Source organism: Tropicimonas sp. IMCC6043, assembly GCF_004146235.1.
In the GTDB taxonomy this organism is placed as follows: domain Bacteria; phylum Pseudomonadota; class Alphaproteobacteria; order Rhodobacterales; family Rhodobacteraceae; genus Tropicimonas.
Genome location: NZ_SELO01000274.1, coordinates 1 through 251, shown reverse-complemented (window position 1 = coordinate 251; position 251 = coordinate 1). Strand labels below are relative to the sequence as shown.

Here is a 251-nt window from a genome sequence, read left to right as displayed (position 1 = left end):
CCCTGCGCCGCAATGATCCCGAACTCCGCGAGCTGCGCCCGGATCGCATTGAGGATCATCGTCCGCTGCCGCATCAGCAGATCGCGCGATCGATGCAGGACCAGGACGCTCTGCTGCTCTTCGGTCTACCGCGAAGAAAGGCTGCAGGTGAGGAAGCGCGGCGGCCGGAAGCGGGCGCTCGGAACCCGCAGGCCGATGCTGGTGCCCGAGCGACCCAATGAACGCTGGAGCCTGGATTTCGTATCGGACGC

Annotated in this window: 2 pseudogenes; one reads left to right on the top strand and one right to left on the bottom strand. The window is 66.1% G+C overall.

The window, feature by feature from the left end:
• Window positions 1–125 (bottom strand): annotated as a pseudogene (locus tag EU800_RS26645) (IS110 family transposase); the annotation flags it as partial.
• On the opposite strand from EU800_RS26645, the pseudogene EU800_RS26640 reads away from it, so the two are divergent.
• Window positions 124–251: pseudogene (locus EU800_RS26640) on the top strand (IS3 family transposase); the annotation flags it as partial. The pseudogenes EU800_RS26645 and EU800_RS26640 sit on opposite strands and share 2 nt — an antisense overlap.